Source organism: Janthinobacterium sp. JC611 (genome assembly GCF_018682595.1).
Lineage (GTDB): Bacteria > Pseudomonadota > Gammaproteobacteria > Burkholderiales > Burkholderiaceae_D > Janthinobacterium.
This window is the reverse complement of the sequence record NZ_JAFLJN010000037.1, coordinates 195,230-220,384: the sequence shown is the minus strand read 5'-3', so window position 1 is coordinate 220,384 and position 25,155 is coordinate 195,230. Positions and strand designations below refer to the sequence as shown.

Here is a 25,155-nt window from a genome sequence, read left to right as displayed (position 1 = left end):
CAAGAAAAACGCCCCGCGTGGCGGGGCGTGGCGGCCAAGGGTGGCGCTGCGCTTACTGGATCTTGGCGATCGACACCTCCGTCGATTTCACCAGGGCGATGACTTCGCTGCCCACTTTCAAGTCCAGGTCCTTGATCGAGCGCGAGGTGATCACCGAGGTGACGATGCCGTGCGGCGTTTCCACATCCACTTCCGACACCACGGGGCCAAAGATGATTTCCTTGATCTTGCCGCGAAACTGGTTGCGTACATTCACTTCCGAGATAGCCATGATGTTTCCTTTTTACCCTTGAGACGCCGTGCGGCGCGACAAGGCCAGAGTACGGCGCGCGCGGCGGTTTGACTACGAATCGATGCGCATATCGATATGCGCAAATAGGCGCGGACATGAAAAAACCGGGACAAGTCCCGGTTTTTGTTGATATGGCGCAAGCTTACTTCTGATAAATCTTGTCGAACTCGCCGCCGTCGTCAAAGTGCTTCTTTTGCGCTTGTTTCCAGCCGCCAAAGACGTCATCGATGGTGAACAGGGTGATCGGCTTGAAGCTGGCCGCGTATTTCTTGGCCACTGCTGCCGAGCGGGGGCGCAAATAGTGCTTGGCGACCAGCTCCTGGCCCGGTTCCGAGTACAGGTATTGCAGGTAGGCCGTGGCTTCCTTGCGGATGTCGCGGCGGTCGACGACCTTGTCGACGACGGCCACCGGCGACTCGGCCAGGATGGAGATGCTTGGATACACCACCTCGAAGTTGTCGCCGAATTCGGCGCGCACCAGTTGTACTTCATTTTCAAACGTCACCAGCACGTCGCCGATTTCACGCTGGGTAAACGTGGTGGTGGCGCCGCGGCCGCCGCCATCGAGCACGGGCACGTTCTTGAACAGCTTGCTTACCAGTTCGCGCGCCTGCGCTTCGCTGCCGCCCTTTTTCACGGCATAGCCCCATGCCGCCAGGTAGGTGTAGCGGCCATTGCCCGAGGTTTTCGGATTCGGCACGATGACCTTGATGCCGGGCTTGGCCAGGTCGTCCCAATCCTTGATGTGCTTCGGGTTGCCTTTGCGCACCAGGTACACCATGGTCGAGTAAAACGGCGCCGCGTTGTTCGGGAATTTCCTGGCCCAGTCCGGCGTCACGAGGCCGCGGTCGACGAGGATGTCGATGTCATTGGCCTGGTTCATGGTCACGACGGACGCTTCCAGGCCATCGGCGACGGAACGCGCCTGCTTGCTGGAGCCGCCGTGCGATTGCTTGATGGTGATGGTTTCGCCCGTTTTGGCTTTCCAATCTGCAATAAATGCGGGATTCACATCCTTGAACAGTTCGCGCATCACGTCGTATGAGGCGTTCAGCAAGACCACCGGTTCGGCGGCGCTGGCGGCCATCGGCAGGCTCATGGCGGCAGCGGAAGCGGCCAGGGCGCTGGCCAGGAACCAGCGGCGCGAGCGTTGGGTGAGCGTTGCTGCGGCAGTCGAGACGGCGTTGGAATGGGTCATGTTGAACTCTTGTTGTGAGAATAGACAGACATAGTCTAAAATTCCGGCCGGAAAAGAAACGAATTTTTCGTAATATGCTTAGACTTGATTTCCGTTTGCGCTAAAAAACATATATCGATTTCTGGAAACATTCGTGGGCAAGATGCGCATCAGCACTTAGTCTGCAGGCATCGCGCCATAGGCAAAACCGGTCCGTCGCGTGCGGCAAAAAACCCGATTGCGCCGCTTGGTGTATAGTCGAATCGCACGATACAGGGCGAGAGCGCCTGCATCGGCAACTGGAATATTTTGTGAGCGTACATGAGTCTTGAAATTCGTATTGCAACATCGACCGACGCTTTCGAGGCGTGCAACGTATTACGACGCTCCATCGTCGAATGCTGCAGCCTCGATCATCGGGACGATCCGGCCATCCTGGAAGCCTGGCTGGGCAATAAAACACCGCAGATGGTGGCGTGCTGGTTCGCGTCGCCGACCAATTTTTCGCTGGTCGCCGTCGAGCATGGCGCCGTCGTCGGCGTCGGCTTGCTGACGCGCGCCGGCAAGCTGGCCCTGTGCTACCTGCTGCCCGAGGCGCAAGGCCGCGGCGCCGGCAAGGCGCTGGTGGAGCGGCTGGAGGCGCAGGCGCGCGAGTGGGGCATCAAGGCCTTGCAGCTGCACAGCACGGCCAGCAGCCAGGCCTTTTTCGTCAAGCAGGGCTATATCGAGGCGGGCAATGTGCGTTCGCCGTATGGCGTGGAAACGATTTTTTGCTGGAAACAGATTGATCCCGCCGGTATCGCCAGCGGCGACCCCAAGCGCAAGCGCTTTTGCAACTGCAATTCGGCCTGACGGCCCTCCGGCTCCTCTGCCCGCCCATCCGGCGGCGGGCCTTTCCCTTCCTTTGCATATCTTCCCTCAGTAACTGATCTGGATATACACGCCCGGCTGTGCGCTCTCGATGGCCGGCAGCAGGGCGCCGCCGGCGAACAGTTTCAGTTCGCCGGGCGCGAACGCCAGCCAGTCTTCGTTTTGCGTCAATGGATGCGTGGCGATGACGGCGATGCGGTCGTCCAGGTGGTTGTGCTGGCGAAAGTCGATGCTGCGCTCGCAGTCGATGAGTTGCGCCACGGAAAACGGGTATTCGCGTATCACATAGTGCAAATGCGTGGAACAGTGGGCGAACAGCAGTTCGCCGTCCGACAGGATGAAATTGAAGCTGCCGTGCGCGGCAATCTCGCGCGCCACCTCGCCGATGGCGGCGCGCAGGTCGGCGCGCGCGGGTTGGCCCAGGGGAAAGCGCGTGCGCAACTGCGCCAGCAGGTGGCAGAACGCCTGTTCGCTGTCGGTGTCGCCGCTGGCCTGGTAGTGGGCATTGGCGGGTGCGCGCCACGTTTTGAGGTCGCCATTGTGGGCGAAGGACCAGGTCTTGCCCCACAGTTCGCGGGCGAACGGGTGGGTGTTTTCCGGCGCGATGCGGCCCTGCGTGGCCTTGCGGATGTGCGCGACGATGTTTTTCGCCTTCACGGGATGCCGCTGCACTTGGGCCGCCAGCGGCGAATCGATGGCCGCCAGGTGATCCGTCAGCAAGGTGCAGCCGCTACTGGAATGATAGGCGATGCCCCAGCCGTCGCGGTGCTCGTCCGTGCGTCCGCCCCGTTCGGCAAAGCCGGCAAAGGAAAATCCCAGCGCCGCCGGCTTGCTGCTGTTCATTGCGAGTAACTGGCACATGGCGGCCCTTCCTGATGGTAACGGTACCTGCCCACAGTAAAGGCCGGGGCGGGGCGCTGGAAGGAATGTTTCCGACTATCGTTATGCGCCGGCCGTCGCATCCCTTATCTGCTGGGCGCATATCAAATGGCGAAACCATTCGTTCTCCTTTGCTTGGCGCGGCCTTACTCTGCACACTTTGGCGCCGTCTTCCCCGTGCGGGCAGCTGGCGCAGCCCGATGAAGGAGCACGTATGCCATTTCCCGTCCTGAAAAATTACCTGGCCCGTTTGTCGCACCAAACCCAGGCCGGCACCAGTGTCTGGCTCGACGGCGAGGGCAGGGCGCTGGGGCGCTTTTTCAATTGCACCATGACCAGCGCCTTCCAGCCGCTGCGCGAACTGGACAGCGGCAAGCTGGTGGCGTTCGAGGGCCTGGCGCGCAGCGTATCGAAGGCGGACGAGGGCTTGTCGCTGTGGCGTTTGCTTGACCATGCGGCCAGCGACGACGAATCCGTGGAGCTGGACCGGCTGTGCCGCATGCTGCACGCGATTAATTTCTTCCGCCAGAGCGAAGCGGAGCAGTCGGACCTGTACCTGAACGTGCATGACCGCCTGCTGAGCGCCGTCAGCAGCAATCACGGCCACGCCTTCCAGCGCATCCTCGACGCGCTGGGCTTGCCCATCGAGCGCATCGTGCTGCAATTGCCGACGGTCACGCCGAACCAGGGTTGGCTGCTCAACTACGTGGCCGACAATTACCGGCGCAACGGTTTCCGCCTGGCCATCAACGTGGCCGGCGTGCAGGAGGCCACGGGCATGCTGGAGCGCTTGCACCCGCATGCGTTCAAGCTCGACGCGGGCAACCTCAGCGACGAGCAGGCCGTCGCCAGCTTCGTCACCGTGTGCCATGCGGCAAACATCCGCGTCATCTTCAAGCGCCTCGACACGCCGGCCGCGCTGGCCGCGCTGCGGCGCATCGCCGCCGCCACGGGCTTGCCCATCGTGGCCCAGGGCTATTTGCTGGATAAACCATTGACGGCGCTGGCGCAGGCAAAGCGGGACGTCGCGGCCAGCGCGGCCGCCGCGTAAGGCGCCGGATGCTGAAATGAGGGCGGCACGATAGGCATTGAGGGTTTTTCTTCGCAGCACAATACGCTATAGTATTCCCATCGTTACATTGGACTGACTATGGCATCGCGCAGAAATTTTCTACATCACGGTATGGGCCTGGCCGCGCTGGGCCTGGTTGCCACCCCGCTCATCGGCTGCGCCTCGCGCACGGCCGCTCCCGCCTCCGCTTCGGCCGGCGCCAAGCCGCGCGCGCCGCGTACGGCCGTGCCGCCCCAGCCGACGCAACTGGCCAGCGTCGACCGCTCGATCACGTCGCAGTCGCGCCAGGCCATCACGGAACTGGAACCGCCTCCCGACATTTTTGATGCGCAGGCGCTGGACCTGGAATTCTGGCTCAAGCCCCGCACCCTGGAAGTGGTGCGCCCGGCCAGCAATGAAAAGGCGAAGCTGTTGTACTGGAAAGATGGCGAAGTCATCGATTCGGCCTACCAGGAACTGTGCCACCTGCTGCGCGACGTGAACGGCAAGAAGACGGCGCCCATCGACCCGAAACTGCTGGAAACCCTGTGGGGCACGCAAGCGTTTGTGGCCCGCTACGGCATCGAGCAGCCGCTGGAGATCCTGTCTGGCTACCGCACGGCCGAGTCGAACGGCAAGCTGCGCGAAGCGGGCGTGCCGGCCGCGCGCCAGTCGCTGCACATCTCGGGCCGCGCCGCCGACATCCGCGTGGCGAATCTGAACGCGGAAGTGCTCGGTTCGCTCGTGCGCAGCTTCAAGCAGGGCGGTGTGGGCTTCTATTACCGCTCCGGCCCGCGTGGCGGCTGGATCCATGCGGATACCGGTCTGCAACGCACCTGGAAAGGCTAGTCAGGCGTTTTTGACTAGCTGTAGTGGTAGGGCGGCTCCGGCACGCTATCGTTGCTGGCGCGCCGCCAGGCGTCGAAATTCACGGGCCGTTCCCAATAAATGCGCCAGCCCAGGCGCTGGCTCGTTTGCGCCTCGGGATGCTCGCGCAGATAGGCGTCGATGAAGCGCGTGAATTCCGAGACATAGCCGCCGCAGCGGCAGGATAGTCGATGGCGCATATGGCCTCCCTTTGGACCATTCGACCGCCGGCGCGCCGGAAAGTGCCGCCTTTTTGGAACCCATGAAACTGTCCAGCCATAACATCGAACTGTTCCTGGCCGTCGTCGACGGCGGCTCGTTCTCGGCCGCCGCGCGCGCCCTGCGGCGGGCGCCGTCGGCCGTCAGCATGGCGATGGCCAATATCGAGGCGGAACTGGGCATCGCGCTGTTCGACCGCGGCGCGCGCGAAGCCGTGCCCACGCCGGCCGCCACGGCCCTGCTGCCGCATGCGCGGCTGATCGCCGAGCAGTTGAAACAGTTGCACCTGCACGTGCAGGAATTGTCGCAGGGACTGGAAAGCCGCATTTCGCTGGGTATCGCGGCCGAACTCGACCATACGCCCTTCCTGGCCGCCGTGCGCGCGCTGTCGCTGCGCCATCCGCTGCTCGACATCGAGGTGCTGACGGCGCCGCAGGATGACGTGCTCGACATGCTGCACCGGGGCCGCATCAGCGCCTGCATGGCCTTCGCGGGCGGGCGCATCAATCACGAGGAACAGTTCCAGCTGGTGGGCAGCGATGCCTTGCTGGCGATTATCTCCACCCAGCATCCGCCCAGCGCGGCGGGCCAGCCCCTGTATATCGAGGAATTGGTGAATTTGCGCCAGATCATCGTCGCCAGCCGCGAACTCGACCTGGCCGATGCGCGCCCCGTGGTGGGCTTGTCCTACTGGCGCACGGACAGTTTGCCGATGGCGCTGGCCATGGTGGAGGCGGGACTAGGCTGGGGCAACTTTGCCGCGTCGGCCATCCAGGACTCGCTGGCGGCGGGGCGGGTGCGCTGCGTGGCGTTCAAGAATACGGGCAATGGCCTGGTCGTGCCCATCCACCTGGTGTGGATGAAGGACCGGCCGCTGGGCATGGCGGCGCGGTCCTTTCTTCAGTTGCTCAGTGAAGCGGCCTGAACGTCGGTGGCGTCTTCCTTCGGCTGCTGCGCCGACAGGGGCACGCCGAACAGGCCGTCGAAGAAGTAATTGAAGATGAAACTGTAGCAGGGGATGATCAGCATCAGCGCGAAGTCCAGCACGAACGCTTGCCACAGGCTGATGGCTAGCCACCAGGCGATCAGCGGGATCAGGTAGATCACCAGGGTGATCTGGAAGCCGATCGCATGCAGGATGCGGCGCCAGACGGTGCGCGTGCGCGACACCTGGCGGATTTCCCAGTATTCGAAGGCCGTGTTGTAGAGCAGATTCCAGATCACGGCGATGCTGGTGATCATGATGGCCAGCGGCCCTGTGCTGGTGGGCGACTCGCCCGAAAGCAGGGTCAGCCAGGCCGTGGAAATGGCCATGCCGATGATTTCAAAGGCGATGACGTAGACGATTTTGCGTTTGATGCCTTGCATGTAAAGCCTGTAAAGAAGAGATGGCGCGTATTTTAAGTCAGGCTTACTGATGTTTAAAGTCAATAGCTGTCAGTTTTTCTGATGGATTCACGATGGGAATACCCTGCGTACCGTGAACGGTGGATAATGGCGGCTGGCAGGCAACCGGTCCCGCCGCATCACCGCAGAAAAGGTCAACGAGCATGCAAGGCGCAGCAGACAGCAACACCCCCGACACTTCCAACACAGCCGCCGGCGCGGACGAACGTCCGCGTTTCCGTCCCCGTCCGTGGGAGCACCTGGAAACGCCGTACGACGTGGAAGTGTGGATCGAGGAACATAACCGCAGCATGCAGGACAATATCCGCGCCACGGAAACGGGCGTGGGCATCTGCTTTACCCTGGCCGAAGGCGGCGATATTTATATGCAGACGAGCGCCGACGGCGCCGTCGTGCTCGACGTGACGCCGGACGCGGCCTGGGTGTCTCCCCTGATCAGCGCGGCCACGGGCTGCGAGACGCCGGATTCCTCGCTGTGGATCTTGCCGGACGATAAATTGATCCAGCTGATCGTGGGGCTGTCGAGCCTGGTGGCCAGCACCTTGCTGGTGGTGGGCCATGATTTCGGCTTGCGCCGGCGCGGCATGGGGCGCTGAAGCACCCTGTTGTAGCAATGACATCCGTGGCAGGCATGGCTCGACACTGCGCGTGGCGCATGCTAGTCTCGCTACTGCACCCACCTTGTTGCCTGGGCGGCGGTGCAAAGGACAGCCATGGATACGCCACCGCTAGCGCTACCTGCTCCGGATTCCTCCCCGCGCGGCCACGATGGGGTGGCCGCGCCCCTGCTTGACGACGGCGTTTTCAGTCCGGAACGGATGAAGGCCGAACGCGAGCAAGCCTATTTCAACGATCTATACCTGCTGGCGCCCGTCGCCTATTTCGTGCTCGGTCTCGATGGCGTGATCGTGCAGGTCAACCTGGTGGCGGCCGAATTGTTCGGCCTGGTGCGCGAGCGCCTTGGCCACGTGCTGTTCCGTTCCTATGTGCACGAGGCGTTCCGCCACGATTACGAGCGGTTCGTGCAGCGCGTACTCAATAGCAGCGAGCCCGAGCGCATCCAGCTGCAGGTGCGTCTGCGTCCTGACGCGGGCGAGGCCGGCTTTCCCGTCAGCCTGCTGGGCAGCGCCGATCCGAACGGCCAGGCGCTGCGCCTGGTGCTGGAGCAGGCCGAGGGCAAGCTGGCCGCGCTCGAACGCAGCGAAGAGCGCTTCCGGCGCATCGTGCACAGCGCCGAGGAGGGTATCTGGGAAATCGATGCGCGGGCGCTGACCAGCTTTGTCAATCCGAAGATGGCGCACATGCTCGGTTACCAGATCGAGGACATGCTGGGCCAGCCGCTGGCCGCCTTCATGGATGACGAGGGGCGCGCCATCCTGGAGCGCAATATCGCGCGGCGCCAGGACGGCATCGCCGAGCGCCACGAATTCAAGTTCCTGCGGCGTGACGGCGGCACCTTGTGGGCCACGCTGGCCACCAATCCCATCTTCGACTCCGGCGGCGCCTACCTGGGCGCGCTGGCGCTGGTCAGCGACATCACGGCGCAGCGCGCGGCGTCCGAGCGCATCTGGCGGCAAGCCAATTTCGATCCGCTGACGGGCTTGCCGAATCGGCATATGTTTCTCGACCGCTTGCAGCACGAGGCGCGCCACGCCAGCCGCGCAGGCGGTTGCCTGGCCCTGCTGTTCATCGACCTCGACCATTTCAAGCAGGTGAATGACCGCCTCGGCCACGAGAAGGGTGACATGCTGCTGCGCCAGGCGGCGCTGCGCATCAGCGAGCGCGTGCGCGCCTCCGACACGGTGGCACGCCTGGGTGGCGACGAGTTCAGCGTCATCCTGGCCGGCGTGGGGCAGCTCGCCGGCATCGAGCGCGTGCTGCAGGAATTGAAGACGGCGCTGGCCCTGCCTTTCGTGCTCGACGGCGAGACGGCGCAAGTGTCGGCCAGCGTGGGCGTGGCGCTGTATCCGGCCGACGCGGAGGCGACGGACACCTTGCTGCGGCATGCCGACGAGGCCATGTATGCGGCCAAGAGCGCAGGGCGCAACGGCCATAGCTATTTCACGCCGGCCCTGCAGCAGGCGGCCGACTTGCGCCGCGCCACGGTGCGCGAGATGCGCCTGGCGCTGGCGCAGGACCAGTTCGAAGTGCATTACCAGCCCATCGTCCGCCTGTGCGATGGGGCCATCGAGCGGGCCGAGGCGCTGCTGCGCTGGCGCCATCCGCTGCGCGGCTTGCTCATGCCCGCCGATTTCATCGCCTTTGCCGAGGCGAACGGGCTGATCATCGATATCGGCGAGTGGGTCTTTCGCCAGGTCGTGCGCCAGGCGCGCCAGTGGCAGGACGCGCACGGCGCCGCGTTCCAGATCGGCATCAACAAGTCGGCCGTGGAATTTCGCTGCGACGCCGCGCTGTACCAGGATTGGGGCCATGCGCTGACGCGGGCGGGCCTGGCGCCGGGCGCCATCGTCATCGAAACAACGGAAGCGGTGCTGCTCGACGAGGCGCGCCAGGTGGGCGAGCGCCTGCGCCAGTTCCGCGCCATGGGCCTGGCGCTGGCGCTCGACGATTTCGGCAGCGGCCAGGTGTCGCTCGCGTGCATCCGGAAGACCGATATCGACTTTCTCAAGCTCGACCGGTCGCTGGTGGGCCAGCTGGGACGCGACGATGCGGGGCTGGGCCTGTGCGAGGCGATTATTGCGCTGGCGCAGCGGCTGGGCGTGAAAGTCGTGGCCGAAGGCGTGGAGACGGCGACGCAGCGCGATCTGCTGCGCGCCGCCGGCTGCGACTATGCGCAGGGTTATGTCTTTTCAGGCGCGCTGCCGGCAGGGCAGATGGACCGCCTGCTGGCGGCTCAGCCGGCGGCCTGAAGCGTTTCCTGCGCCTGTCCAGCGCCCTCCATCAGCTGCTCCACGGCGGCCACGGTGTCGGCCTCGCTGACCGAGGCCAGGGTCAGGCCGGGGGCCAGGATGACACGGTAATGGCGGCTGGCCGGATAGAACCAGCGGTAGTTGTCGGTGCGGATGTAGTAGCCGACGATCTTCCTGTCATACGCCGAAGCGATGTGGATCACCGACGTGTCCGGCGAGAGCACCAGTTCGCAGCGGCGGATCAGGGCCGCCAGTTCCAGGATGTGGCCGGTGGGTGGCGCGCTCATCACGTTGGCATGGCCGGCGCCCTGCACGATCTCGGCGGTGCGCGCCTCGGTGCCTGGCGCGGCGATCACCAGCAGCGCGTGGCGCGGATAGCGCGCCGCCAGGGCGGCGCAGCAGCGCTGGGCGTCGGCCACGCTGACCGTGCGTTGCGCATTGCTGCCTTGGAAATTGAGGCAGAACAAGCCTGCATGCGTGCGCAGCAGGGTGTCGCAGGCGGCATCGACCTTGGCCGCATGCGCGTCCACGCCGAACAGTTCATAGCGCATATCGATGTCGCGCAGGCCAAATTGCCCGAAGGTGGCGAAAAAGCTGTGTAGGATGTGGCGGCTGCGGTCGCACGGCACCGTATGGTCGAACATGCCCAGGTTCGCCGTCGAGGTGCCGTACTTTGGAATGGCAAAGCCCGTCAGATAGCGCGCCCCCAGCCATTTAATGCGCAGCAACAAGGGAATCGAAAAGCGGTTGTAGGGGTTGAAGATGACGTCGTAGCGGCGCCGGCGCAGGTCGGCGACGGTGGTGCGCAAGTCGCGCAGCAGCGGCTGCTTATCCCAGATGAGGATATCGTTCACATGCGGGTTGCCGGCGATGACATCGACGTTGGCGCTGCTGGCGGCCACGTCGATCTGCCAGTGCGGATAGTTTTTCTTCAGTTCGCGCAGCAGGGCCGAGGTGACGATCATGTCGCCGATCTTGTCGTTGCGCAAAATCAATACCTTGCGCACCTTGGCGATATCGAGGGGCTGCTTGCCGGATTTGCCCAGCAGGGCATAGCTGATCAGCCGGGCGGCGGTTTTTATCAAGGGAACTCCGGAAGTCGATGACGGAAGGCGCCGGCGTATTGGTGAACAAGCAAGCGACAGCAGCATCTTACGGATTTCCACCGTCCTGAGCTAGGGGGCGCGCCCCATTTAATGTCGCGTGCGCCATGGCAGCGCACGCGGGAGGAGAACGGTTATTCCAGTCCCAGCAGGGCGACGACGCGCTCGCGGCTGATGCCGACCAGCGCCGAGCTGATCGCCAGCAGCGATTCATAGCCGGGCTGGCTGGCCTTTTCCGTGAAGTTTTCCGCCAGCGTATCCATGCTGACTTTCACTTGCACTGGCTGCGCGCGGGCCACCCGTCCCGTCGCTTGCGCCAGGGCCAGGCTGACGGCGCTGCGCGCCGCTTGCAACTGCGCCAGCGCCTGCACCACCTGCTGCAAGGTGGCGCGCAGGGCTTCCGTGTCGCCGGTATGCCATTCTTCAGGGGCAATGGCGGCCGGTTCCGCATCCGTGCGCACGCGGCTCATCTGGCCGGTCGGGTAGCGGATGCCGCTGCCGCGCACGGACAGGCTGTCGCGCACGTTGGCCCAGGCCGCTTCCGACGTGCTGAACACCAGTTCGCCATTCTCGCCCAGCTTGACGCCTATGCCAGACGGCATCAGTGCGCGGTCGAAGCGGGAAACGATTTCGTTCTCGCTCAGGCCAGGTTCGATATTTACCGAGCGCAAGGCCTGGTTGGCGCCGCCGACGGAGAAGGCCAGCACTTCCTGCGGGCCTTCCTGCAGGCTGGCCATGGTCAGGCCGCGGATGCTGAAGTTTTGCTGCGCCGCTTGCGGGCTGGTATAGCTGAGCTGTGCGTCGAGCGTGCCGCCCGAGGCGCTGGCGCGCTGGCGCCAGGTATTGCTGAACTGGCGCACCCTGGCCTCGACTTGTCCTTCACGGCCCTGGCGCGCGGCCAGCTTGGCCGCCAGTTCGCTTTTCAGCGCTTGCAACTGGCTGCTGCTGCGCTCCAGGTAGTCCAGGGTTTGCTGCGCGTTAGAAATTTCCCCCTGCAACTGGTGATCCCAGTTGCTCAGGCCACGCTGCAAGCTCGCCGTCGAACTTCTCGCCGCCGGCGCTTCGCTGCGCGCGCTGGCGCCGCCCTTGACCGCGGCGGACGCGTCATCGACGACGCGGGCTGTGCCGGCGCCTTTGGCATTGACGCCGGAAGAGGAGGAAGTCTGAACGATTTGCATGATGGTCAGAGAAGATCAAACAGGGAAATGGTGCCAACCTTGGTGTAGGCTTTATAGGTTGCCTGCAAGGCCGTCTGGTAGCCGGTCAGTTCAATCGCTGCCGCACCCATGTCGGTCTTTTTCAAGTCCAGCAGGGCCGAATTGTTCGACAGCGACACATTGGCCAGGTTGCCGGAGAGCGTGGTGAGGATGTTTTGCGCGCCGCCGAAGATGGCGATCTTGCCGGAGAGCAAATCCATGCCATCATCGGTGCCGCCGAGGCCATCGTTGACGATGGCGCGCACGGCCGGATCGTTGGGGTTGACGCCCGGCGTGCCGAGGGTGGTGACGACCTGGTCGATCTTGTTGAGCCACACTTCCAGGTTCTTCACGTCGACGTTGGCCGCCTGCGTCACGCCATTGCCCACCACGACGGTCTGCGTATCGGTATTGCCGATGTAGCTGTAGCGCGAGCCGACGGCTGCCGTCGGGTCGTATTTGATCGCGGGCTGGTCGGTAGCGGTGCCGGAAAACATGTAGCGGCCCTCCTGGTCCTTCAGGTTGGCCGTGTACAGCACGCTGTCGCGCATGGCCGTCAGCGATTGCGTCATCGCATTCAGGTCGCCAGGCGTATTGCTGCCGTCGGCGGCCCACACCAGCAGGTCGCGCGCCTGGCCCATGTCGGTGACCATGCTCGACAGGTAGTTTTCATTCTTCAGCAGGCGCACTTTCACCGTGGCGATATTGTCCTGGTATTGCGTGACCATGGCTTGCTCGCGCGTCAGGCGCGAAATGCGCACGTTGCCGATCGGATCGTCCGATGGCAGCTGGATGCGCAAACCCGAAGACATCTGCTGGGTCAGGAAGTTGATGCGTTCCTGGTTTTGCTGAAGCGAAATATTGATCAGCGATTGGTACTGGCTGCTGGCGACACGCATGCTCTTCTCCTTAACCCATCATTTGCAAAGTGGCGTCAAACAAGCTGTTCGCCACGGAAATGACTTTCATGTTTGCCTGGTACATATTCTGGAATTCGACGAGATTCATCGCTTCCTCGTCCTTGTTCACGCCGCTGGTGGACTTCCAGTCATCGATGGCTTGCGCGCGCACCGTGTTGGCCGTTTTCAGCAAGGCCTGGTTCTGCTGGCTGTAGATGCCCAGCTTGCCGACCAGTTGCGTGTCCGCATCGCTCATCAGCACGGAGCCGACCCAGCTCACGGTGATCGGCTGATTCTTGATCTCGATTAATTTCTGCAAGTTGCCGCTGTCGCCGGCCGCACCCGTCAGCGACAGGGCCAGATCCTTGGCGTTGAAGCCGGGAGTAATGCTCAGCTTGCCATTCGCGTAGACCAGCAGGGGACCGCCGGCGGCGCCGGCCATGGTTTGCCCCAGTGCCAGCTGTGCGTTGACCTTGTTGGTCAGCTGCGTGGCCAGGTCTTGCAGCGACTGTTGCAGCGGCTTCAGGGTATTTTTCTCGAACTCGCCCAGGCCGCCCATCTGACCGCCGATGGCTGACAGGTCGAGGTTGTACGAGGACTTGGCGAAATCGAGGGTCAGGGTTTGGTCGCCCGTGTTCGTCATGTTGCTGCTCAAGGTGCCGGCAATGCTGCCGATGACCAGCGGCTGGCCCGACTTCAGCGCGATATTGCGCGAGCCGTCCGGCTGGTCGAGGACGTCGATGCCCATTTGCGCGGCCAGGCCGTCGATCAGCTGATCGCGCGCATCCATCAGCGACGACACGTTCGTGCCCGCGGCCGTGGAGGTGCTGATGCGCTGGTTCAGCGCGGCGATATTGGCCAAGGTGGTATTGGCTTGCGGCACGATCGCCGTGCGTTGCTGCTGCACCGACAGCAACTGGTTGGCCATGACGGTGCTGATGCTGTTGAAGCGCTGCGCCATGGCGTCGGCCGAGGTGACGATCTGCTGGCGCAGCGGCGTCGACGTCGGGTCGACGGCCGAGGCGTTGAGGGCGGCGAAAAAGCCGTCGATGCCGTTGCTGATGCTGGAGGCATCGTCACCCATCACGCGCTCGAGCTGCGTCAGGTAAGGCTGGGTCTGCGAACGGGCGCCCTGGTCGGACGCGGCGCGCCACATTTGCTGGCTTTTGTAGGCATCGGCAAAGCGCAGCAGGGCGGACACTTCCACGCCATTGCCGGCCGAGCGCACGCCCACGCCGGCGCCAAGCGAAGACAACAGCACGCCTTGACGGGTATAGCCCGCCGTTTGCAGGTTGGCGATGTTCTGGCTGGCCGCGTTGAGTGCGGCCTGGGCGGCGATGCTGCCTGACAATGCATTGCTGATGATGCTCATTGGGCAAGTTTCTTTCGTGAAGAGTGGGGTGCGTGCGGGTGGGCAGGCCTTGAATCGTTGTTACCTTGTACAGGCGACGCTTCAGACCAATTTATTAAGCGGCGCCGCAATATTGTCGGTCTTGACAGCGCTGCTGGCTGTCACGGGAGCGCCGGCCGCCGGCAGCAGCTGGCGCAGGATGGCGTCGGCGATGCCGAAGGCGCGCTGGCCGGCCATCTTGTCGGCCACCAGGTTGTCGGCCATTTCCAGCATGTCGCTGTTGATGGGGTCCTTGAAGACGCTGTCCTCGCCCGCCATCTCGCGCGTGCCCGAACGCATCTGGCGCAGCATGTGCGAGATGAAGAACGCCTCGAACTTCACGGCCGCCTCGGTGGCCTTGGCCGCGTAGCGGGGATCGGCCGGCGTGGCGGCGGCGGGAGAGCGGTCGTCCAGCGCCGAGGGCAGGGCGCTGCTGCTGTCGTTGATATTCATTTCCATTCAGCTTTCAGTGTTCGTCAAAATGTTCAGGGCAAGGCGCATTGCCGAAGGCAGTACGAATGTACGACGAGGCAGTGCAACGCAGTCCTGGGCTTTTTGACGGGCACGTTAGATCACCACCAGTTCGCCTTCGATGGCTCCAGCCTGGTCGAGGGCTTGTAAGATTGCCATGATGTCATCGGGCGAGGCGCCCAGGCTGTTGACCACGTCGATGATCGATTGCAGCTTGGCGCCGGCCGGCCATTTGAACATATTGCCGTTGCCCTGGTCGACGGACACTTTGGATTGCGGCGTGACGGTGGTCTGGCCGCGGCCGAACGGCGCCGGCTGGCTCACTGCCGAGCTTTCGGAAATGACGACCTTGAGCGAGCCGTGCGTGACGGCGGCCGCCTTCACGCGCAAGCCTTCGGCGATGACAACGGTGCCGGTACGCGAATTGAACACCACTTTCGGCGTATCGACGCCCACGTCGACGCTCAGCGCTTCCAGCTTGGCCATGAAGGCCACGCGCTGGGTCGGGTTTTCCGGCGCCAGCACTTCCACGCTGGTGGCGTCGCGCGTGGTGGCGACGGCGCCAAAGCGGCGGTTGACGGCTTCGACGATATTGATGGCCGTCTCGAAATGCGGGTGGCGCAGATTCAGGGTGACGGTCGGTTTCGTCGAGAAATCGCTGAGAATCTCGCGCTCGATGTTGGCGCCGTTGGGGATGCGGCCCGAGGTGGGCGTATTGACGGTGACGGACGAGCCGCTCTTGCCGGTGGCGTTGAGGCCGCCGACGACCACGTTGCCTTGCGCCAGTGCATACGTTTCATTGTCGGCCGCGCGCAATTGCGTCAGCAGCAAGGTGCCGCCGCGCAAGCTTTTCGCATCGCCCAGGGACGAGACGGTGACGTCGATGGCCTGGCCACGGCGGTATCCTGGTGGAAACACTGCGCTGACCATGACGGTGGCGACGTTCTTGCTTTTCGCTTCGGCGCCGTCCGGCATCTTCACGCCGAACTGCTTGAGCATGTTGACCACGGACTGGCTGGAAAACTTCACCTGGGTGGTGTCGCCGCTGCCGTTCAGGCCCACGACGAGGCCATAGCCGACCAGCGGGTTGTCGCGCACGCCCTCGATGCTGACCAGGTTGCGCAGCACTTGTGCGGCGCTGGCGGGCAGGGCAAGGCCGGACAGCGCGGCCAGCATGGCTGCCAGGGGCAGGGCGGAACGAAATTTCATGAGGTCACCTTAAAACGGCATCCATGGGCCGACGAAGAAGCGCGTCAGCCAGCCTGGCGTATTGGCTTCGGCCAGGGTGCCCTGGCCGGAATAGGCGATCTGTGCATTGGCGATGCGCAAGGACGAGACCTGGTTGTTGGAGTCGATGTCGGCCGCGCGCAGATAGCCGCGCAGGCGCACGAATTCCTCGCCCTGGTTCAGGGTCAGCGTTTTCTCGCCCTGTACGCGCAGCAAGCCGTTCGGCAACACTTCCTGCACGATCACGGTGATGGCGCCGGACAGCGCGTTTTGCTGCGTGCTGGTCGAGTCGCCGGCGAAGTTGCGGTCGGCCGACAGGTCGATGCCCGTCTTCGGGAAGGTCTTGCCGAGGATATTGGCCGCATTCACGCCGACGGACGAACCCTTGTTGAACGAGGTGCCGGCCTTCTTGCTGGCCTGCGTGGTTTCCTGCAGGGCCACCGTGACGACGTCGCCGATGCGGAAGGCGCGGCTGTCGGAGATCAGGTCCAGGCCCGCGTCGGGATTGAAGACGCCGCCGGCCACGCCGCCGCGCGCCGCGCTGCGCGGCGCCACGGGCAGCGGCGTGTCGGAAAAGCTGGGCACCACCGGCGCGGGCGGCCGGCTGGCGCAACCGGCCATCAACACCAGCAGCAAGGCCGCCGTGGCTTTCATGGCGACTGTCATCAGCGTGCCGCTTGCGCCAGGTATTGCAGCATATTGTCGGCGGCCGACAGCACCTTGGTGTTCATTTCATAGGTGCGCTGGGCAGCGATCATGTCGACCATTTCTTCCACCACCTGGACGTTCGAGCCTTCCAGCGCGAACTGCTTCAGCTTGCCCAGGGCGCCTTCGCCGGGACGGCCTTCCGTCGGCGTGCCGCTCGATGCCGTTTCCTGGAACAGGTTTTCACCGAGCGCCAGCAGGCCCGTCGGGTTGACGAAGCTGGTCAGGTTCAGCTGGCCCAGCTGGGTGCCGTTGACATTGCCCGGCACGGTGGCCGTGACCATGCCGTTTTCGCCGATGGTGATCGCCGTGGCATTGTTCGGCACGGTGATTTGCGGCACCAGCGGCAAGCCCTGGGCATTGACCATCACGCCATTTTCATTGATACCCAGCTGGCCGGCGCGCGTGTAGGCCGCTTCGCCGTTCGGGCGCAGCACTTGCAGGAAGCCGTTGCCCGTGATGGCGACGTCGAATTCGCGGCTCGTCGTTTGCAGGCTGCCGGTGGTAAACACCTTTTGCGTGCCGACCATATGCGTGCCGTTACCCAGCTGTACACCCGAGGGCGACAGGGTGTTGTCGGCGCGTTGCGTGCCCGGCTGCTGCTCGACCTGGTAAAACAGGTCTTCGAAAACGACGCGGTCGCGCTTGAAGCCGACGGTGTTGACGTTGGCCAGGTTGTTCGCGATGGCTTGCAGTTTGGCATCTTGTGCCTGCACGCCGGTCTTGCTGATCCACATTGCTGGATTCATGTGTTGCTCCTAGTAATAGATTGGCGTGGGGCTCAAGCGCCCAGCAGGCGGTTGCCCGATTCCGTCATGGAATCGCTGGCCTTGAAGACTTTCATTTGCATCTCGAAACTGCGGTTCAGGCTCATGGTGGCGACCATTTCCTCGACGGCCGAGACGTTGCTGCCTTCCAGGTGGCGGTCGCGGATGCGTACCGTCGGATCGGCTTGCAAGTCTTCGCCGCCGCGCGCCACGATCAGGCCCGCTTCGTTCTTGGTCAGCTCGCCCGCCTCCGCGTTGACCAGCTTGAGCTTGTCGACCGTCTGCATTTGCGCGGTGCCCGGCACCTGGATGGAAATCGTGCCGTCGGCGCCGATCGACAGGCTGGTGTGCTCGGGAATCGTGATCGGCCCGCCTTCGCCCAGCACGGGCCGGCCATTGATGGTCAGCGCGCCCGTTTCATCGAGGTCCATGGCGCCGGCACGCGTGTAGGCTTCGCCGTTTTGCCACTGTACCGCGAGAAAACCGTTGCCCGTGACGGCCACGTCGAGTTCGCGTCCCGTTTCCTTGATGGCGCCCGTGCGCGTGCCCACGGCGCTCGACTGTGTCTGCGTCATGTGGCGGTCGTCGTAGCCATAGCCGTTTTGCAACGGCTGGGCGGTGGACACTTCCAGGTTGGCGCGAAAGCCGCCCGTCTCGATGTTGGCCAGGTTGTTGGCGTGTACCTGCTGTGCCCGCAGGGCCCGGTCGGCTCCGCTCATGGCGGTATAAATCAGCGCATCCATTGCTCTTTACCTTTGCGTATCGTGGATTACAGCGCTTGCATCAGCGATTGCAGCATGGCGTTCTCGGTCGAGATGACCTTCGAGTTCGCCTGGTAATTGCGCTGCGACGTCATCAGGCCCACCAGTTCGGAGGTAATGTCGACGTTCGACTGTTCCAGCGAGCTCGTCACCAGTTTGCCGGCCATGCCGACGCCCGGACGGTCATACATGGCGGTGCCGGACGTGGTCGAGGCGACCCAGCTGGTATCGTTGACGGCCGTCAACGCGCCTTCGTCGGGGAAGGTGGCCACGGCGATCACGCCGATGCTTTGTTTTTGGCCGTTCGTGTATTTCGCCATGACGGAGCCGTCATTGGCCAGTTCCACGCCCGTGTAGGTGCCCGAGGCATAGCCGTCGGCGCGGTCGGTCGAGGTGGTCGCTTCGCCGGCGAACTGGGTGCTGCCCGTGTAGTCGATGGCGATCGACAGCGGCGCGGCGCCTGCCGGCGTACCCAGCGTCAGCGCGACCGGCGCGGTCGTCGTCAGCTGGCCTTTCGTGTCGAATTTTAGCGTCGCCGACGGCGCCGCCGGAGTTGTCAAATCAACATTATCTAAGGTGCAATAAACGTCCACGCCCGCTGCCGTCTTGACGAAGTACTGGCCCAGCGAGTGCTTGGCGCCCAGCGAGTCGTAGATGATCGACGACTTGGCGCTGTTGTAGCTCAGTTCATTGGTCTTGTCGAAGGGCACCGCCTTGATGGTCCATTCGGACGACATGTTGGCGGCATACGCCAGCTTGGTCGACGCCACGGCGGGAATCTGGCCCGTCGGAATGTTCATGTCGCCCATGGCGCCCAGGGTGGTGCTGCCCTTGACGGCGGCGTAGCCCTGCACCAGGCGGCCGTTCGAGTCGATCAGCTTGCCTTCGTTGCTGGCCGAGAAGATGCCGACGCGGCTGTAGCTCATGGTGTTCTGCGCATCGCGCGCGACGAAATAGCCGCGGCCATCGATGGCCGCGTCGAGCGCGCGGCCCGTGTTCAGGACGCCGCCATTGAGCGACATGCTTTGCGTGATCGAGCCGATTTCCGTGCCCGTGGCGCGCGAACCGGCGTACATGGCCGAAAAGTTGGCGCGGCTGCTCTTGAAACCATAGGTGCCGGCATTGGCGATATTGTTACTGGTGCTGTTCAACTGTTGGTTGATGGACTGGATACCGGACAGGGCGATGTCGAAACTCATGTTGACTTCCTTTAGTGAAGGACGAGATTAGTGTGCAGGAAACGAAGGGGCGAGCGGATCAGGCCGTCTTGCCATTGAAGCCGGTGATCGCGCCAGGGTTGACTTCGCCCAGGTTCGACACGCTCAAAATCATGCTGCCGCCGGACGACAGGCGCACGCTGTTGAGTTTGCCTGCGATATCGACCGTTGGTTTTTCAGTGCCGCCGGTGCTGACCGCCATGCTGTAGGTGCCGGCAGGCAAGCCCAAGGCCACGGGATCGATGGTGAAGGGAACGGTACCGGCCGCCTTGGCGCCCAGTTCGATCTTGTATTCCTTGTCGTCCAGGCCTTTCAGGGTCACGGTGGTCTTGGTGGTGCCGGCGGCCAGCGCGATGGTGCCGCTGACCTTGCTCTTGTCGAGCTGCACCGTTTCACTGTTGACCATGACTTCGGAGCCCACCTGCGCGCCCAGGGCCAGCACCTGCATCGATTGCAGCACGCTGGCATTGGCGCTGGTCAGCGCCGACAGGTTTTGCATCGCTTCCGTCTGCGCCTGCTGCGTCAATTGATTGACGAACTGGCTCGGATCGGTCGGCGCGAGGGGATCCTGGTTCTTGATCTGCGCGACCAGCAATTTGGTGAACATATCCTGGGTGGCATTGCTTTGCGACTTGACGGCATTGCCGTTGGTGTTGCTGCCGCTGGTGTTATTTGTAAAGAGATTGGTTTCCATGGATTATGCTTCACCTAATTTGAGGAGCGATTGCTGCATCGACTTGATGCGGCCCAGAACTTCGACATTGGTTTCAAACGCGCGCGACGCCGACATCATGTCGGTCATCTCGGCCACCTGATTGACGTTGGGGTAGAACACCATGCCATCGGCATTGGCCATCGGGTGGCCCGGTTCATACACCTTGCGCAGCGGCTCATCGCTTTGCACCACGTCGAGTACCTGCACCCGCCCACCTGCGCCGCTGGCGCCAGGGCCGTCCATCACGGCCGCGAACACGGGTTTGCGCGCACGGTAGGTTTCGCCTTCGGAACCGGCAACGGAATCGGCATTGGCCAGGTTGCTGGCGATGGTATTGAGGCGCACGGTTTGCGCCGCCATCGCCGAACCGGCGATCTTGGAAATATCCTGGAAGCTCATGCTGATCCTTATTGTCCGGAAATGGCCTTGGACAGACCCTTCAGTTTCATGTTGACGAAAGTCAGGCTGGTCTGGAAGTCGGTGGCATTCTGCGAGAACGCCGCCTGCTCCACGCCGATCTCGACGGTGTTGCCGTCGCGGCTGGGGTGATAGGGGACGCGGTACAGGGCGCTGGCATCGTCATCGGTCGACAGCAGGCCGGCCTCGTTGTCCTGCAACTGTTGCAGGGCGCTGCCGAAATCCATGTCCATGGCCTGGAAGCCGGGCGTGTTTTCATTGGCGATGTTGGCGGCCAGTACGCGTGTACGGTCGGCACGCAGCGCGAGTGCATCGGCGTGCACGCCCAGCGCATCCTTGAAATTAATCCCCATGGTCATCCTTTGTGTTGAATTCGATCGTGCTTTTCGCGGTTCGGGCCAGAAAATAGCGAGTGCGGAGGTAAAATCCCAGCCTGGTCATGTTGACGCATGGTAAGGTCATGCCGCTTCAGTATCTTTGATTAAGGTTAGCAATGATTTATTTTGAGAACTATTCCGTGATGTGGAACAAGGCGCAATGTCGTCGCGTACTGCTGCCAAGCCTATTTTTACTGACCAGCCTATATAGTAGTGCAGGACGCGCAGAATTGCCAGCCGACAATATATTTTCGCGTGTGGAACAATTGGCGCGCGAGCAATTGGCGCAGCAGGCGGCCTCTGCGGGACTGCTGGAACCGCAGTTTCAAGTGGCGGTCGTGAAAAGCACGCGCCCCATTCCCGCCTGCGCGGCGCCCGTCGTGCTGGAATCGGCGGACAGCCGCTCGGCGCAGCGCATGCGCTTTGTCGCAGTGTGTCCTGGGAGCAACAGTTGGCGCTATGAAATGCTGGCGCGCGGCAGCATCACGGCCCAGGTGGCCGTCACCAGCGCGCCCGTGACGGCGAATACGCCGCTGCAGGCGGCCGACGTGACCCTGGCCCGGCGCGACGTGACGATGGTGCCCGACAGTATTGCTTCCTTGCCCGCCGCCGTAGGCCTGTCGAGCCGGCGCAGCTTGCGCGCCGGCGAAGTGCTGCGGCAAAGTCAACTGGCGTCGCCCGTGTTGATCAAGCGGGGCAGTGCGGTGAATATCGTGGCGCGCAAGGAGCAGGTGGAAGTGAGCACGGCCGGCGAAGCGATGGATCCGGGCGCGCTGGGCGAGGTGATTCGCGTGCGCAACGCCACCAGCGGCACGGTGATACGTGCCAGGGTGGTCGATGCGGGCGTGGTGGAGCCGGCCGACATTCCCGGCCGTTAAGGAGAATCAGTCCGCGGCGGCCGTGCGCTGCAAACGTGTCGCCAGCTGCGTCAGCTTGGCGGCGTAGTTGGGGTCGGTGGCGTAGCCGCCACGGGCCAGGCCTTGCGCGAAAGCGCCCGCATCGGTGCCCGTGTTCAGGGCGGCGCGGTAGCGCGGATTGTCGAGCAATACCTGCGCATAGTCGCGGAAGGCGCTGGCCTGGTCCGGGTAGCTGCGGAAGCGTTCGGTTTTCTTCAGGGCCGTGCCGCTGCCCGCCTCGTATTCGGTGGTGACGTTGCTGGCCACGTCGCCCTGCCATTTTCCACCGGCCTTGATGCCGAACAGATTGTTCGTGTCCGCGCCCGTGCCCTGGCGCAGCGGACGCTGGCCCCAGCCCGATTCCAGCGCCGCGTGGGCGGCGACGATTTCCGGCGCCACGCCCAGGCGCGCGCCCGTTTCTTGCGTCCATGGCTTGATCGAGGCAAGAAATTGCTGCTGCGTTTCGCCGATCTCGCCGCCCTGGTTGATGCTGCCCAGCACATTCACGGGCTGGCTCTGTTCCAGGTAGGCGCGGCCTTGCGGATTCAGGCTGGTGGCGTTGCCGCCACCTTGTTCGATGAAGCGTGCCACTTCGCCCTGCACTTGACGGAACACACTGCTGAAGTTGCCGGTCGAGCCGGTGGCGTCGGTGGCGCGCATATTGCTCTGCACCGCGGCCGTGGCCATCGTCGATGGCGTCGCCGCCGTGGCGCGGGTGGTCAGGAAATCAGCCTGGCGCATACGTATCTTCCTCGCCATGCAGCACGCGCTGCATGATGCTGTACTGCTCTGTTAATAAATCGCTGTTGCGGGCATTCAGGCGCTTGCATTCCAGCACCATCTGTTCGAGCGCCGCCCAGTCCCGCTCGGCGGTGGCGCGCGCGTCTTCTTGCAACAGCGCAAACAATTGTGGCATATCGCCTTGCGGGCCCAGCAGGGCAGTGACGAGGCTGACCCGCTGGCGGCGGCGCGCGTCGAGCGGTTCGACGGCGGCGACGACCTGGTCGGCCAGCGCCGTCAAGCGCGCGCTCTGGTGGTGCAAGGTGGCCTGGAACTGCTCTTCCAGTAAGGTTTGCAGGGCGGCATAGCCGGCGCGGTCATCCGTCATGCCTTGCAGTACGCGGCGCACGGCTTCCTGGCGCGTGATGCCCTTGCGCGGCGCGGTCACGACTCACCGCCGTGGAAGCGCTGGATCAAGCCTGCCAGTTTCGAGGGGTCGAACGGCAGTTCGCCCTTGGCCAAGGCATCGCGCAACATGGCGACTCTTTCGTGGTCGATCTCGGGCATGGCGCGCAGGGCGGCCATGGCCGGTTGCAGCACGGCCGACTGCATCTGCTCGCCAGCGGCCGAGCCCGGCGTCACCGCACCGGCGCCCGCGTTCTCGGCGATCGCCTCGGCCGGCGCGACGGCGCTGCTGCGTACGGCAGCGCCGGTATTGCCGGAGGAGATTTTCATACGTTGTCCCTTGCCCTTAATTTGCATGCTCATCGCGCTCCTTCTTTGCGGGCAAGCCCAGTTTCTCGCGCAGGCGTTGCAAAGTACCCGAGTCCGGTTCACCCACCTGCAGCTCGTCGCCTTGCGGCTTTTGTCCGGCCATGCCGAACATGGCGGCGATGCTGTCGGCCTGGCCACGCGTCAATATTAACAGTTCGATGCGGCGGTTGATGCCGGCGCTGGCATTTTTTACGTCCAGCGGCGCGCGGTCGGCCATGCCCACCACTTGCAGCACGCTGTCCGGGCTCATGCTGCCGATCAGCAATTGCGCGCGCGCCGACATGGCGCGGTTGGCCGACAGGGTCCAGTTCGAGAACCCTTCATAGCCGGTATTGGCGTATTGCATCGAGTCGGTGTGGCCGACGATCAGCATCTGGTTCTCCATTTGCGCAAACACGGGGCCCATCTGGCGCAGCAGCTTGCGGAAACGGTCGGTCGGCACGGCGCTGCCGCGCACGAACATACCTTGCTTGTCCGTATCGTGCAGCATGACGCGCAAGCCGTACGGCGTGATCACGGACTGCAGATTGCTCTTCAGTCCCGCTTCGTCGCTGAGCTTGTCGAGCGCGCGCGACAGGGCCAGCAAGTCTTCCGGCGACTGGTAGCTGACCTTGGTCTGGTTTTGCGGCGCGCTGCCGGCCTTGCCGTCCTGCGCCTGCTTGCCTTCCGTGCGCGTGTCGCCCGTGCCCTTGCGGGGCATGGGGAAGCGCTCGATCAGGCTGCCGCGCGGGCCGCCTTTCTGTTCCGGCATGACGCCCTGACCTTCGCCCTGGCGGCTGCCTGCCGACGCATCCATCATGATTTCCTTCATCGCCTGCTGTTCGCGCGCGGCCATCAGCCACAGCACGAGGAACAGCGACAGCAGGGCCAGGCAAAAGTCGGCGAACGCTACTTTCCAGGCACCGCCATGGCCATCGTCGTCATGCTTGCGTCCGGCGCGCTTGATGATGGCCTGTTCATGTTTCTCATGCGGCTTTAGCACGGCGGCCTCCCCGGCCTTGGCCTTGCTCTTGTTCGGCGCCGCCATCTTCCAGCGCATTGATCCAGCTCTCCAGCTGGGCGAAGCTCGGCTTGATGTTCAGCTGCACCAGGCGGCGGCCCGCATCGATGGCCAGCAGCGGCGGCTTGCCCGCCACGTGCGTGACCAGCACGACCTTCACGCATTCCATGGTCGAGCCTTCCTCGCCCACCAGCTGTTTCATCATATTGCACATCGGATCGAGCACGCCGTAGCAAAAGAAGATGCCGATGAAGGTACCGACCATGGCGGCGCCCACTTTTTCCGAAATTTCCGCCGCATCGGCGCCGTCGGCCACGGAATTCATTGCCATCACGATACCCAGCACGGCGGCCAGAATACCGAAGCCGGGCATGGCTTCGGCGATCTTGTGCAGCGACTTCGACGGTTGCAGCAATTCGTCGTGGATGGCTTCCAGTTCCTGCTCCAGCACGCCTTCGAGCTCATGCGCGTTGATCTTGCCCATCGCCATCAAACGGAAGTTGTCGACGATGAAGGCCAGCAGCTTCGGCTCTTCCAGCACCAGCGGATAGCGCTGGAACAGGGCGCTTTCGCGCGGCGCCTCGACGTGGGCGTCGAGCGCCTTCAGGCCGCCGGCGGCCGTTTGCAGCAGTTCATACATCAGCAGCAGCAACTGGCGCTGGAATTCCGAACCTTGTTTCTTGTGCGTGACGATTTTGCGCATCTGGTGCAGCATTTCACCGAGTACATGCTTGGGGTTGCCCAGCACCAGCGCGCCGACGGCGGCGCCGATGATGATGATCAACTCGACCGGTTGCCAGATCGCGTGGACGGTGCCGCCCATCAGGGCGAAGCCTCCGAATACACACCCCATCACGATTAAGATACCGATAATTACCATGTCAACTG

Annotated in this window: 30 protein-coding genes; 7 read left to right on the top strand and 23 right to left on the bottom strand. The window is 63.5% G+C overall.

Annotation, left to right across the window (positions count from 1 at the left end; genetic code table 11):
- Nucleotides 1-52 precede the first annotated feature (52 nt).
- A complete protein-coding gene (locus J0O65_RS23555) occupies nt 53-271 on the bottom strand; it encodes a TOBE domain-containing protein (protein WP_034757699.1) in 219 nt (72 codons plus the stop codon).
- 163 nt (nt 272-434) lie between these two features.
- A complete protein-coding gene (locus J0O65_RS23550; protein WP_285896818.1) occupies nt 435-1,490 on the bottom strand; it encodes a sulfate ABC transporter substrate-binding protein in 1,056 nt (351 codons plus the stop codon).
- A gap of 300 nt (nt 1,491-1,790) precedes the next feature.
- Between J0O65_RS23550 and J0O65_RS23545 the strand changes: the two genes are divergently transcribed.
- Nucleotides 1,791-2,321: a GNAT family N-acetyltransferase gene (locus J0O65_RS23545; RefSeq protein WP_215409609.1), complete on the top strand. Its 531-nt coding sequence runs from the start codon at nt 1,791-1,793 to the stop codon at nt 2,319-2,321.
- A gap of 66 nt (nt 2,322-2,387) precedes the next feature.
- Here J0O65_RS23545 and J0O65_RS23540 read toward each other — a convergent pair whose 3' ends face one another.
- Nucleotides 2,388-3,200: a class II glutamine amidotransferase gene (locus tag J0O65_RS23540; RefSeq protein ID WP_215409608.1), complete on the bottom strand. Its 813-nt coding sequence runs from the start codon at nt 3,198-3,200 to the stop codon at nt 2,388-2,390.
- 232 nt (nt 3,201-3,432) lie between these two features.
- Between J0O65_RS23540 and J0O65_RS23535 the strand changes: the two genes are divergently transcribed.
- Together J0O65_RS23535 and J0O65_RS23530 are read left to right on the top strand one after the other, a co-directional pair.
- Nucleotides 3,433-4,269: an EAL domain-containing protein gene (locus J0O65_RS23535; RefSeq protein ID WP_215409607.1), complete on the top strand. Its 837-nt coding sequence runs from the start codon at nt 3,433-3,435 to the stop codon at nt 4,267-4,269.
- Between the two features lie 99 nt (nt 4,270-4,368).
- Nucleotides 4,369-5,118 carry a YcbK family protein gene (locus tag J0O65_RS23530; protein ID WP_502793588.1) on the top strand — a complete coding sequence of 250 codons (750 nt, stop codon included), beginning with the start codon at nt 4,369-4,371 and terminating at the stop codon, nt 5,116-5,118.
- Nucleotides 5,119-5,132: 14 nt separating this feature from the next.
- Here the strand turns inward: J0O65_RS23530 and J0O65_RS23525 are convergent, their stop codons facing one another.
- Nucleotides 5,133-5,336, bottom strand: a complete 204-nt coding sequence (locus J0O65_RS23525; protein WP_215409606.1) for a DUF3460 family protein — start codon at nt 5,334-5,336, stop codon at nt 5,133-5,135.
- A gap of 62 nt (nt 5,337-5,398) precedes the next feature.
- Here J0O65_RS23525 and J0O65_RS23520 point away from each other — a divergent pair, with 62 nt between their 5' ends.
- The gene (locus J0O65_RS23520) at nt 5,399-6,280 is read left to right on the top strand and encodes a LysR family transcriptional regulator (RefSeq protein WP_215409605.1); all 882 of its coding nucleotides are present in this window, start codon (nt 5,399-5,401) and stop codon (nt 6,278-6,280) included.
- On the opposite strand, the gene J0O65_RS23515 is transcribed toward J0O65_RS23520, so the two are convergent.
- Nucleotides 6,256-6,723 carry a PACE efflux transporter gene (locus J0O65_RS23515; protein ID WP_215409604.1) on the bottom strand — a complete coding sequence of 156 codons (468 nt, stop codon included), beginning with the start codon at nt 6,721-6,723 and terminating at the stop codon, nt 6,256-6,258. The genes J0O65_RS23520 and J0O65_RS23515 overlap by 25 nt on opposite strands.
- Nucleotides 6,724-6,905: 182 nt before the next feature.
- Here J0O65_RS23515 and J0O65_RS23510 point away from each other — a divergent pair, with 182 nt between their 5' ends.
- Both J0O65_RS23510 and J0O65_RS23505 read left to right on the top strand, forming a co-directional pair.
- Nucleotides 6,906-7,358: a hypothetical protein gene (locus J0O65_RS23510; protein WP_215409603.1), complete on the top strand. Its 453-nt coding sequence runs from the start codon at nt 6,906-6,908 to the stop codon at nt 7,356-7,358.
- A 117-nt stretch (nt 7,359-7,475) separates the two neighbouring features.
- A complete protein-coding gene (locus J0O65_RS23505; protein ID WP_353056236.1) occupies nt 7,476-9,632 on the top strand; it encodes a putative bifunctional diguanylate cyclase/phosphodiesterase in 2,157 nt (718 codons plus the stop codon).
- Here J0O65_RS23505 and J0O65_RS23500 read toward each other — a convergent pair.
- From J0O65_RS23500 to flgB, 13 genes are all read right to left on the bottom strand, one after another.
- Nucleotides 9,617-10,717 (bottom strand): glycosyltransferase family 9 protein, encoded by a 1,101-nt coding sequence (locus J0O65_RS23500; RefSeq protein ID WP_215409602.1) that lies wholly within the window; start codon nt 10,715-10,717, stop codon nt 9,617-9,619. The two genes, J0O65_RS23505 and J0O65_RS23500, sit on opposite strands and share 16 nt — an antisense overlap.
- A gap of 152 nt (nt 10,718-10,869) precedes the next feature.
- Nucleotides 10,870-11,913, bottom strand: coding sequence for a hypothetical protein (locus J0O65_RS23495; protein ID WP_251373932.1), 1,044 nt, complete (start codon nt 11,911-11,913; stop codon nt 10,870-10,872).
- A gap of 5 nt (nt 11,914-11,918) precedes the next feature.
- Complete coding sequence (gene flgL / locus J0O65_RS23490) at nt 11,919-12,830, bottom strand: flagellar hook-associated protein FlgL (RefSeq protein ID WP_215409601.1); 912 nt, start codon at nt 12,828-12,830, stop codon at nt 11,919-11,921.
- A gap of 10 nt (nt 12,831-12,840) precedes the next feature.
- On the bottom strand, nt 12,841-14,202 hold the full coding sequence (gene flgK / locus J0O65_RS23485) for a flagellar hook-associated protein FlgK (protein ID WP_215409600.1): 1,362 nt from the start codon (nt 14,200-14,202) through the stop codon (nt 12,841-12,843).
- An 81-nt stretch (nt 14,203-14,283) separates the two neighbouring features.
- Nucleotides 14,284-14,679, bottom strand: a complete 396-nt coding sequence (locus J0O65_RS23480; protein WP_502793587.1) for a rod-binding protein — start codon at nt 14,677-14,679, stop codon at nt 14,284-14,286.
- A gap of 108 nt (nt 14,680-14,787) precedes the next feature.
- Nucleotides 14,788-15,900: a flagellar basal body P-ring protein FlgI gene (locus J0O65_RS23475; RefSeq protein WP_215409599.1), complete on the bottom strand. Its 1,113-nt coding sequence runs from the start codon at nt 15,898-15,900 to the stop codon at nt 14,788-14,790.
- A gap of 9 nt (nt 15,901-15,909) precedes the next feature.
- A complete protein-coding gene (gene flgH / locus J0O65_RS23470; protein WP_215409598.1) occupies nt 15,910-16,572 on the bottom strand; it encodes a flagellar basal body L-ring protein FlgH in 663 nt (220 codons plus the stop codon).
- A gap of 11 nt (nt 16,573-16,583) precedes the next feature.
- Entirely contained in the window at nt 16,584-17,372 is a 789-nt protein-coding gene (gene flgG / locus J0O65_RS23465; RefSeq protein WP_170909686.1) for a flagellar basal-body rod protein FlgG, read from the bottom strand.
- 32 nt (nt 17,373-17,404) lie between these two features.
- A complete protein-coding gene (locus J0O65_RS23460) occupies nt 17,405-18,133 on the bottom strand; it encodes a flagellar basal body rod protein FlgF (RefSeq protein ID WP_215409597.1) in 729 nt (242 codons plus the stop codon).
- 26 nt (nt 18,134-18,159) lie between these two features.
- Nucleotides 18,160-19,350, bottom strand: coding sequence for a flagellar hook protein FlgE (locus tag J0O65_RS23455; RefSeq protein WP_215409596.1), 1,191 nt, complete (start codon nt 19,348-19,350; stop codon nt 18,160-18,162).
- Between the two features lie 58 nt (nt 19,351-19,408).
- Nucleotides 19,409-20,062 (bottom strand): flagellar hook capping FlgD N-terminal domain-containing protein, encoded by a 654-nt coding sequence (locus tag J0O65_RS23450; RefSeq protein ID WP_215409595.1) that lies wholly within the window; start codon nt 20,060-20,062, stop codon nt 19,409-19,411.
- A 3-nt stretch (nt 20,063-20,065) separates the two neighbouring features.
- Nucleotides 20,066-20,482, bottom strand: coding sequence for a flagellar basal body rod protein FlgC (gene flgC, locus J0O65_RS23445; RefSeq protein WP_034757795.1), 417 nt, complete (start codon nt 20,480-20,482; stop codon nt 20,066-20,068).
- An 8-nt stretch (nt 20,483-20,490) separates the two neighbouring features.
- Complete coding sequence (flgB, locus tag J0O65_RS23440; RefSeq protein WP_034758109.1) at nt 20,491-20,853, bottom strand: flagellar basal body rod protein FlgB; 363 nt, start codon at nt 20,851-20,853, stop codon at nt 20,491-20,493.
- A gap of 254 nt (nt 20,854-21,107) precedes the next feature.
- On the opposite strand from flgB, the gene flgA reads away from it, so the two are divergent.
- Nucleotides 21,108-21,755, top strand: a complete 648-nt coding sequence (gene flgA / locus J0O65_RS23435; protein ID WP_215409594.1) for a flagellar basal body P-ring formation chaperone FlgA — start codon at nt 21,108-21,110, stop codon at nt 21,753-21,755.
- Between the two features lie 6 nt (nt 21,756-21,761).
- Here flgA and J0O65_RS23430 read toward each other — a convergent pair whose 3' ends face one another.
- The 5 genes from J0O65_RS23430 to motA are packed head-to-tail and all read right to left on the bottom strand — an operon-like array spanning nt 21,762 to nt 25,147.
- The gene (locus J0O65_RS23430; RefSeq protein WP_215409593.1) at nt 21,762-22,514 is read right to left on the bottom strand and encodes a glycoside hydrolase family 73 protein; all 753 of its coding nucleotides are present in this window, start codon (nt 22,512-22,514) and stop codon (nt 21,762-21,764) included.
- Nucleotides 22,501-22,941: a flagellar export chaperone FlgN gene (flgN, locus tag J0O65_RS23425; RefSeq protein WP_215409592.1), complete on the bottom strand. Its 441-nt coding sequence runs from the start codon at nt 22,939-22,941 to the stop codon at nt 22,501-22,503. Before flgN ends, J0O65_RS23430 begins: the two co-directional genes overlap by 14 nt.
- Nucleotides 22,938-23,228, bottom strand: coding sequence for a flagellar biosynthesis anti-sigma factor FlgM (gene flgM / locus J0O65_RS23420; protein ID WP_215409591.1), 291 nt, complete (start codon nt 23,226-23,228; stop codon nt 22,938-22,940). Before flgM ends, flgN begins: the two co-directional genes overlap by 4 nt.
- Nucleotides 23,229-23,244: 16 nt before the next feature.
- On the bottom strand, nt 23,245-24,306 hold the full coding sequence (locus tag J0O65_RS23415) for a flagellar motor protein MotB (RefSeq protein ID WP_215409590.1): 1,062 nt from the start codon (nt 24,304-24,306) through the stop codon (nt 23,245-23,247).
- A complete protein-coding gene (motA, locus tag J0O65_RS23410) occupies nt 24,233-25,147 on the bottom strand; it encodes a flagellar motor stator protein MotA (protein ID WP_034757817.1) in 915 nt (304 codons plus the stop codon). The genes J0O65_RS23415 and motA overlap by 74 nt, the downstream gene beginning before the upstream one ends.
- Nucleotides 25,148-25,155: the final 8 nt, after the last annotated feature.

Excerpts from the sequence above, each read along its gene's own strand:
- J0O65_RS23555 (WP_034757699.1), bottom strand. The coding sequence starts at position 271 with ATGGCTATCTCGGAAGTGAATGTACGCAACCAGTTTCGCGGCAAGATC.
- J0O65_RS23550 (WP_285896818.1), bottom strand. The coding sequence starts at position 1,490 with ATGACCCATTCCAACGCCGTCTCGACTGCCGCAGCAACGCTCACCCAA.
- J0O65_RS23545 (WP_215409609.1), top strand. The coding sequence starts at position 1,791 with ATGAGTCTTGAAATTCGTATTGCAACATCGACCGACGCTTTCGAGGCG.
- J0O65_RS23540 (WP_215409608.1), bottom strand. The coding sequence starts at position 3,200 with ATGTGCCAGTTACTCGCAATGAACAGCAGCAAGCCGGCGGCGCTGGGA.
- J0O65_RS23535 (WP_215409607.1), top strand. The coding sequence starts at position 3,433 with ATGCCATTTCCCGTCCTGAAAAATTACCTGGCCCGTTTGTCGCACCAA.
- J0O65_RS23530 (WP_502793588.1), top strand. The coding sequence starts at position 4,369 with ATGGCATCGCGCAGAAATTTTCTACATCACGGTATGGGCCTGGCCGCG.
- J0O65_RS23525 (WP_215409606.1), bottom strand. The coding sequence starts at position 5,336 with ATGCGCCATCGACTATCCTGCCGCTGCGGCGGCTATGTCTCGGAATTC.
- J0O65_RS23520 (WP_215409605.1), top strand. The coding sequence starts at position 5,399 with ATGAAACTGTCCAGCCATAACATCGAACTGTTCCTGGCCGTCGTCGAC.
- J0O65_RS23515 (WP_215409604.1), bottom strand. The coding sequence starts at position 6,723 with ATGCAAGGCATCAAACGCAAAATCGTCTACGTCATCGCCTTTGAAATC.
- J0O65_RS23510 (WP_215409603.1), top strand. The coding sequence starts at position 6,906 with ATGCAAGGCGCAGCAGACAGCAACACCCCCGACACTTCCAACACAGCC.
- J0O65_RS23505 (WP_353056236.1), top strand. The coding sequence starts at position 7,476 with ATGGATACGCCACCGCTAGCGCTACCTGCTCCGGATTCCTCCCCGCGC.
- J0O65_RS23495 (WP_251373932.1), bottom strand. The coding sequence starts at position 11,913 with ATGCAAATCGTTCAGACTTCCTCCTCTTCCGGCGTCAATGCCAAAGGC.
- flgL (WP_215409601.1), bottom strand. The coding sequence starts at position 12,830 with ATGCGTGTCGCCAGCAGCCAGTACCAATCGCTGATCAATATTTCGCTT.
- flgK (WP_215409600.1), bottom strand. The coding sequence starts at position 14,202 with ATGAGCATCATCAGCAATGCATTGTCAGGCAGCATCGCCGCCCAGGCC.
- J0O65_RS23480 (WP_502793587.1), bottom strand. The coding sequence starts at position 14,679 with ATGGAAATGAATATCAACGACAGCAGCAGCGCCCTGCCCTCGGCGCTG.
- J0O65_RS23475 (WP_215409599.1), bottom strand. The coding sequence starts at position 15,900 with ATGAAATTTCGTTCCGCCCTGCCCCTGGCAGCCATGCTGGCCGCGCTG.
- flgH (WP_215409598.1), bottom strand. The coding sequence starts at position 16,572 with ATGAAAGCCACGGCGGCCTTGCTGCTGGTGTTGATGGCCGGTTGCGCC.
- flgG (WP_170909686.1), bottom strand. The coding sequence starts at position 17,372 with ATGAATCCAGCAATGTGGATCAGCAAGACCGGCGTGCAGGCACAAGAT.
- J0O65_RS23460 (WP_215409597.1), bottom strand. The coding sequence starts at position 18,133 with ATGGATGCGCTGATTTATACCGCCATGAGCGGAGCCGACCGGGCCCTG.
- J0O65_RS23455 (WP_215409596.1), bottom strand. The coding sequence starts at position 19,350 with ATGAGTTTCGACATCGCCCTGTCCGGTATCCAGTCCATCAACCAACAG.
- J0O65_RS23450 (WP_215409595.1), bottom strand. The coding sequence starts at position 20,062 with ATGGAAACCAATCTCTTTACAAATAACACCAGCGGCAGCAACACCAAC.
- flgC (WP_034757795.1), bottom strand. The coding sequence starts at position 20,482 with ATGAGCTTCCAGGATATTTCCAAGATCGCCGGTTCGGCGATGGCGGCG.
- flgB (WP_034758109.1), bottom strand. The coding sequence starts at position 20,853 with ATGGGGATTAATTTCAAGGATGCGCTGGGCGTGCACGCCGATGCACTC.
- J0O65_RS23430 (WP_215409593.1), bottom strand. The coding sequence starts at position 22,514 with ATGCGCCAGGCTGATTTCCTGACCACCCGCGCCACGGCGGCGACGCCA.
- flgM (WP_215409591.1), bottom strand. The coding sequence starts at position 23,228 with ATGAAAATCTCCTCCGGCAATACCGGCGCTGCCGTACGCAGCAGCGCC.
- J0O65_RS23415 (WP_215409590.1), bottom strand. The coding sequence starts at position 24,306 with ATGCGCTGGAAGATGGCGGCGCCGAACAAGAGCAAGGCCAAGGCCGGG.
- motA (WP_034757817.1), bottom strand. The coding sequence starts at position 25,147 with ATGGTAATTATCGGTATCTTAATCGTGATGGGGTGTGTATTCGGAGGC.